The organism is Candidatus Thermoplasmatota archaeon (assembly GCA_022848865.1).
GTDB lineage: Archaea > Thermoplasmatota > Thermoplasmata > RBG-16-68-12 > JAGMCJ01 > JAGMCJ01.
Genome location: JAJISE010000061.1, coordinates 1 through 8,058 on the forward strand (window position 1 = coordinate 1; position 8,058 = coordinate 8,058).

Below are 8,058 nucleotides of genomic sequence, written 5' to 3' on the forward strand. Positions count from 1 at the left end.
GGAATGACGGCGTAGAAGGAGCCGTCGCTCTGGACGGGGACGTCGATGCCCGCGACCAGCAAGCTGAGAAGTGTAAGGTCATTCGGCACGAGAGGCGAGATGAGATCTTCGACCTGTCCGCGTACTGCCAGAGTTTCTTCGTTCGTAGTCGACCGCACGTCCAGATCCATCGAAGGCTGCAGAGAATCCGAGATGACCGTGAGGTACACTGTCGCGGAATTCGCCGGGGTGTGTTCCTCGGTGGCGAACCAGTCGACAGCTTTCACGACAATGATGTTCTCTCCGGGGGTCAATGTCACGGTCTTCTCGAAGCGCCCGTTGCCGTCTACGGGGACTTCCTCGTCCCTGATAGTGATCGTCGAATCTCTGTCCGCCACGCCGCTAATCAACGTCCTGTCCTCCTGTGTGTGGAATACGGCGGGTTGATCCACGGAGATCTGCGGAGCGCTGGAGTCCACGGTGAAATGGTATGTCTGCTGCGCCAGGTTTCCCGCGACGTCATGAATCGCGAAAGTGATACTGTGAACGCCCTCGGGAATGGGCGCGAGCGGGACGTAGCTCACCGTACCGCCCCAGTAGCCATACTCGTCCTTCGGGCCCTGGTCGAATGGAATCTGCACAGTGGCCTGAGACGTGACGTTTGCTCCATCGAACCAGACCTCTGCGCTTTCCGGACTGAGCTCACCACCCTTGTACACGGCTGTTTTCGGATCGGAGACCGAGATACTGAAATCGATGTCGCCTTCCGTCACCTTGATCTGGCCAGTGTAGTTGACGATGTTGCTCGACGACTTGATCGTGAGGCCTGAAATCGCGGGCGCGACCCTGTCCAGGTTAAGTTCCACTGGCACCAGTACCGTCAGAGGTGCACTGACGGGTCCGACATAGAGCGCACCAAGCATCTGGGAGTCCTCGGTGCTCCCGACGAGATTCCACTTCAAGGACACCTTCGTAATCGTGCCTGCCGGAACGAGGCCTGTTGTCATTCCCTCGATCTCGAACCCCTCGCCCTGTACGAGGGAAATGTCCATATTGAACGTGCCTTCGGAACCGGCGAAAACAGAGAAACCGAGGACCTTGATGAGATAGGGAGCTCCTGTCTCGGCCTCATTTATACCTGCCGTGTCAGGGTCGTCTTCCGCAGTGGGTCGGATCAGTCTGACGTGCTCGTCCGCATCTGAATCCGCGTCAAGAGCGATGAACTCCTCAGGTTGAGCCTCACCGTCCGGTACATTCCCTGTACCCTTTCCGTCGAGGAATATCCCGAGGTCGAGATCGGTACATGGCTTGGCCGTCGTCTCTCGATCGCTCGTGATGTGGATATCGAATATCAGTGCGCTGGGTCTCACCTTGACGACCTTCGTGTACTTCGCCTTGGACAGGATCTCGGTGAAGCTCGCTCCGTCGGTCTTGTCCTGGAATACGGTCACATTCTTCAGTTCGATAGGCATCGATGGGCCCGCCGATATTCCGCCGACACCCTGCCAATCAGTGGCAGAGTGGATGTGAACGTCTCTACTCCCGCTCAAGTTGTTCGTGCTGATGCTCAGTATCGACGGTACGACATCCATCGTGTTCACATTTCCCGAGACGGTCTCTTCGTGAACTGTTCCGTTGAGTGCACGGTGTTGGATGGCTATCACGTCCAGTCCGCCGATGATGGTTGGCGCGACTATCTCTCTGTTCCCGCCCGTCGTCGTGAAGACCGAGGTTGTCTCCTCGCTACCGCCGAAGTTCTTGTAGAACACGTATGGACCGTATCTCGCCTCCTCGAACGCCGCATTGCCGTACATTGAGAGACCACCGCGACCGAAGGCGAACGCATTGATGTCCGTCATGTCGTAGTCCCACACGACATCCAACAGGAACTTCATCGAACCGGGGCTCATGAACTGCCCCTCGTTCGGGACGTCCACGAAGTAGTACCGCCAGTCACCGGACTTCTTGCCGTTGCCGAATCCTCCATGGACCATGTTCCCATACAGATCGTCCTGTCCGGCTGGGAAACCGCCGAACTGGAACTGAGTCACGTCTGAAGGGACGTTGACAAGAACGGGGATCGTAGTGACGTTGTAGTACTCGTAGTCTATCGTCACATTGGTATCCTTGGAGAGCAGATTCGTGAAGTAGACTATTCCGGTCTCGGGATACAGTGTGTAGTCCACCCCTTCTGCCTGAAGGATTCCGTCCCGCCAGACAGTGGCCATCTTGATCGGTATCTTGCTCGGGCGGGCATAGCGCTGCGCCATGTTCTCGTTGATGAAGGTCTCTGTCTTCTGCCCGAGGTCTCCTCTCAGATAGATACCCCCTTCGTAGGATCCCACCGTGGCGTCGGAGCCGACCGTCATCGTGGCAGTGAACGTATCGGAATCGCCTGGAGAACCCAGCGGGGCAAGAGCTAGAGTGCTCGTGGATGTTGAGAGCCAGTTCCAGTCCTGCCTCTTGTAGAAGTCCAGAGTCATTTTGAAATGGACATCTGCGGCCCCCGGTTTTCCTGCCTGGATTCCAGGTCTAACGCCAATGACGAGTCCATCGTGGGTTCTCTGCGCGGGGTTGTGTATCCTCCCCTCATAGATGTTGGCATCTGGATAGGCTATCAGCATTCGATTCAGGTCGTTGTAGCTGGTGACTGCGGGATTGGCCATCCCACCTCCCCGCCAGGTCCAATCATAGATATCGAGGAAGTAGCTCTTGTCCGTCGTGCCGTCCAGATTCGTGTCAAGAAGGCTCTGGTTCGTGTAGACAGTGATCTTGAGGAGATCTGTCTCCAGCCAGTTCGTGACGTTAATGTCGGTTTTCTTCTCTCCAAACTGGTCATAGATGCCTGGATCCTCAAACCCAAAGACATCCATCATTCTGATTACCGTCCAAACGGCCTCGGTCTCCGCTCCTGTTGTGAAGCTGTAGTTCAGCGTGTCGATCTTCTTGAAGACCGCATCAGATATCTCAACCTCCTCCGTATCGGTTGGATTGTGATTCTGGACGAGGAAGTCTTGAGTGTCTTCCTCACCCGCTCGAATGAGTTGAGGGAATGCCTCATACTTCGTCCCCTTGTAGTCACCAGGGACCCAGAAGTTGGGGGAAACCACGAAACCGTCCTCGTCGTGAGCGATCTTCGTCGCCCTGTCAGCATTGGTCCGACCTGCGCCTTGGGACAAAACGTCGTAGCTCAGGTCGTCCGCGCTGCTCATGAGAATGGATTGGGCGGTCGTGGCATCTGGAAACGCATCATGCGCGTCCTTGTAGGCCTCGTATATGAGTGCGAGAATCGCGGCCGTGCAGGGCGAGGCGAGACTCGTGCCGGCCCAGAGATCCGTGGCTCTTGTCCCGTCGTAGGGTCTGTACTGGACCTGGTTCAGCGGCGTGGCCCCAAAGGCCATCCTGCCGTTCGTCACGACGTCGGGTTCGGGTCTTCCCAGCACGCTCGGCCCCCTGCTGGACTCGGTGGCGATATCACCGTAACTCGGGTTCATGCCGTTCTCCAGTTCTGATATGCGCCTGTACTGGAAGTCTGTCGAAGACCCGACAGAGACAACCCCCGTGGACGTAGCGGGACTCGTTACCGTGCCGTACCCGTGACCCGCGTTGCCGGCCGAAACAGTGAACACGACCTTGTTATCCGCTTGATTATTCACCAACCAGTCAAGGAATCGCGACCAGAAGTCGAGACCTGCCTCGTATGTGCCAGGGAATCCGAAGCTATTCGTGACGATGTTCGCCTCATCCCCCGTGTTCGGTTCTCCATCGTAACCTTCGATGGCGAAGAGCCATCCCTCGATGTAGCTTCCGTAGTAGATGTTCGCGATGGGCAGGATCTCGGCCTCGGGGGCAAAGCCCACGACTTGAGGCTCCGAGGGTTCGTCCATTCTCGAATCGTCATAGAATGTGCTGATCCCTTTGCCCACGATGCTCGAGGCTATGAGCGTCCCGTGACTGAAGTCGAGGTCTAGCGCGCCCATGAAGGCGACCAGCGTTCCGTTCTCTGGGATTACTTGCTGCTCGATCAGGCCGCTCCGCTCGACGTAGACATCGGAGTACGGAATCGGAACTCGGAGCATTGTCCCATTGTCCCAGTAGTTCTGAGCTATGAAGTAGACGATGCCGCCTGAAACATCGGCAATCCCGTCTCCGTTGTTCCATCTGGTGTAGTCGAGCGAGCCGGTCGTGTGTTCCGAGAGAACCGCTCTTAGGACCAGGTCATCGAACGGAACGGTAAGGTATTCCCAGAGTTTCACGCTCCTATCCTGACCCCCGGTCACGATCCATGTGCCGTTCGGCGCGAAGCCCGCGCCCGCGACCCACCTCTTGGTCAGTTCCCCGCCGACGAGTTCATCGTGAGCTCCCGCAACGCGGACCTTGTACGTGTAGTTGTGCAGGTAGGTCACATCCCACAGGACGAGGGTCATGTCGGTCGCGAAAGAGGCATTGGAAGTCGTCAGAAGCAGTGTTCCATCGTCCGACCAGGCGACGTCCATGATCATCTTGGCCAGCCCGTGGGCGTACTCCGGGATGCCCTCTGCGGGACCAACGACGTTCCGAACGATAAGTGCCCCGCTTCCCTCGGCGACTGCAAGGCGCGTCCCGTTGGGATTGAAAGCGATCGCAGTGGGCGAAGAGTAGTTGAAGCTCCTTATGAAAGTCCCGCCCGAGTCGTGTATCGTGATGTTGTCGTCGAGAGATGCTGACGCGATCCGGTCCAGGAAGGACCAGTCAACGGATGTGACTTCGTCCGCGTGCATCGTCAGCTCCACTGACGTTTCGGCGATGATATTCCACACCTTGACGGTCCCGTCCAGTGAACCGGAAACCAGCTCATTGCCTGACGGAGCCCAGGCGATGGATTTCACACCTGATGCATGTCCGACGAGGACCTTCTCGATCTTCTCGGTTGCGGTGTTCCAGATGACCACATTGTTGTCACCGTTGCCTGAGCGATCGTCATACGCGGCCGCGAGACGGTTCGCATCAGTCGGTGACCACTGCACGTCTCTGACCCTTCCCATGTGAGCGTTCAGATAAGAGAGCACTGACCCGTCGGCAGCGTCCCACACGATGACGGTGTGGTCAAGGGAACCTGATGCGATCCTCGTGCCGTCGGGCGACCAATCGACGGATGACACGCCCATTATTGGATCGAAGAAGTCCGCAAGACACGTTTCATCATATATCGTGCCCTGACCGGGCCAGTCCACGGGATGCCATACCATGCCCGCATCGTACTTGCCAAGCTTCTTGATGGGCTTGTCGTTCCGGAAATCCTTGTTGTGGTCGAGGTCCACGTACACGGTGTCATAGACATGAGACTGGGCTTCGTCGACGACCAGGACCCTGGAAAGCGGGTAGTTCTCATCGGGATGGTCGCCAAAGAGGTAGTCACCGCTGTAGCTTGTACCGCTCACGATGTACTCGAGGGGCCACGAGAAGTTGGTGTTAGGCCTACCCTCAACTGTATCGTCTGGTCTCGTGTACGTATGTCGCCAGAACCCTCTGCCGACCACTGTGAAGGCCGACAGTGTCGTGATGCTGGTGTCCCACTCAGGCTTGACGAAGTCCACGTTCACATCACTGTAAACGGTGTCCATGGCGTGCGAAGCATTCACACCGCACGAGAAGAGCTGCACAGATATCTCCGCGGGATCTCCGATGTACTTCTTGGAGATGCTGAACTCAACGAACGCTTCTTGGAGCTCGAAGTCCCATCCGCTGTATGAGATGTTTCCCTTTATCGGCTCCTCGGTGATGTTGATCCCGCCGCTCCAATTTGAACCATCCCACTTGTATACGGTCGCGTTCTCGATCGTATCATTCTTGTCCCAGCGCCCCTTTGGCTGGAGCCCGTTGTGGGTCATATAGACCGCGAACTCCGGAGCGTGCTCAGCCACGGCGTTGATGTACTTGCCTGCGGGGTCACCAGGCGCTCCGCCCAGTGTCGTGTTGATGTAAAGACCGAAGGACACGTTCGTTTGGTTGGTGAGAGTGTTGAACCCGAAGTACCAGTTGAACTTGTCTTGAGAGACATAGAGCGAAAAGAGATTGAAGTCGTTCCCTTCATCCGCCGGAATGGGCGGCACTAGCGTGATGTCGGAGTTCGAATCCGTCGCAACGAGTTCGCTCCCGTCGGTCCAGAAGTCGTTCCTGCCATCTATCCTTACAGTGTGCGTTACATTCCTATCCGTGGAGGTTGTGTTCGCGTACCACGATTCCGTGGCGTCCAGGGCAAACGGATACCCTCCATTCAGGATGTAGGAGGTGAGGGAGGCGGGGTCGAACGCCATGGGCCATCCATCATAGTACTGCAGGTGGGGTTTGTCTTCGAGCGTTCCAGGGTCCAGGAGTGAAGCGTTGAACCGCATGGCCTTTGCGAAGAGATCGGGATGTGCGAAGTCAACGCCGTCATCGATGACGGCAATCTTGACTCCGTCTCCTTTCCACCCCCTTTCCCAGGCGGCCTGAACGCCATGATTGATAGAGGAATTCAGGTTGCTGGGAGCCATGCCACCGTCGGACGAGTACGTGTCGATGCTCTCGACGATATGTGGCTCGGGAGGGACGTATCTGAGGATAGACATCGTCGAAGGTAGAGACGCCACCTCATCGATGGCAAGCCCTGGGATTTCAAGAATGGGGAAAGCCAGACCGTTCCAGTCAGAAGTCCCGACGAGCCCGTTGTACTCGAACTTCTGCAGAGTTCTCGCCAGTTCCGCCACATCGGATGTTACTACGACGACGTCTTGCATGGCTTTCGAATTCCTTGCTGAATCCAGTGCGGGATCGATGTTGAGCGAGAGGCTTTCATGAACATGCTCAACGGCCTCAGAAGAGCGCGTGGTCTCAGGTTCCTCGAACACCGCAGACTCCGGCGTGTTCTCCTCATATGGAGCAGTCGCAATCCCAGAAATCAGCAATACCCACATCAACAGTGCGCATACCGCACTTTGCCCGAATCTCATCTCATTCCTCCTCCATAGCCAGTGTGAGAACGAACTACAACCATCATATAATCCTCGGGTATTTATAGCTAATCGAGTGGGCCGACCGCCATCCAGATATTTCAGACGGCCCCATCGGAAAACCTAAAATAGCCTCCCACACTTCTAACGAGTTGCGTTCTCACGCAGATGGAAGGAGCATAATGGCACTCGAGATACTCGACAGCAAGACCGGCACTCTCAGGGAATTCCATCCCGCAGATCCAGAGATCGTGAGGATGTATGTCTGTGGGCCAACGGTCTATGCCGACGCTCACATCGGACACGCTAGGTCCTACGTCTCCTTCGATGTGATGAGAAGATACCTCGAGTTTAGAGGACATCGGGTCAGGATGGTGGTCAACATCACCGACGTGGACGATGTCATAGACCAGAAGGCGGCCGGGCGGGGGGAGAAGCCAGAAGTCCTCGCGGCCCGCTACGAGGAGCGATTCCTTGAGGACCTTCGGACGCTGAACGTGAGGCCCTCTTACGCCAATCCGAGGGTTTCCGAGAACGTCCCATCCATGATTGGCATCATAGAGAAGCTCAACGAGGAAGGGTACGTCTATGAAGTGGACGGAAACCACTACTTCCGGACGACTCTTCCGGGCGGATACGGTCAGCTCACTCACGAACGTCCGGAGGATCTCCTTGCGGATGAACCGACCATGGAGGACAGGGAGAACCCGTTCGACTTCTTGATTTGGAAGAAGAGCAAGGAAGGTGTGGCTTCCTGGGACTCCTCTTTGGGTGCAGGCAGACCTGGCTGGCATATACAGTGCTATGGGATAATGAGGGGAGCGCTCGGAGACAGCATCGACATCCACGGTGGCGGCGAGGACCTCAAGTTCCCACACCATGAGAGCAACATCCTGATCTCCCTTGCCCACATGGGAAAGGACGCAATCAGTTATCATGTTCACAACGGTTTCATGACGCTCGGTAAGGAGAAGATGTCCAAGTCCTTGGGCAACTTCGTACGGCTGAGGGACGTGTTCGAGCGGTTTGGCGGTTCCGTGGTTCGCTTCTACCTCCTTCGCCCCCACTACAGAGAGACCATCGACTATGATGAGGACGACATCGAGAA

At 56.5% G+C, this 8,058-nt stretch carries 2 protein-coding genes; one reads left to right on the top strand and one right to left on the bottom strand.

Annotation, left to right across the window (positions count from 1 at the left end):
* The coding region (locus LN415_09065; protein ID MCJ2557235.1) for a S8 family serine peptidase at positions 1-6,950 on the bottom strand (6,950 nt) is incomplete at its 3' end.
* A 182-nt stretch (positions 6,951-7,132) separates the two neighbouring features.
* On the opposite strand from LN415_09065, the gene cysS reads away from it, so the two are divergent.
* A partial coding sequence (gene cysS / locus LN415_09070) for a cysteine--tRNA ligase (protein ID MCJ2557236.1) occupies positions 7,133-8,058 on the top strand: 926 nt, incomplete at its 3' end.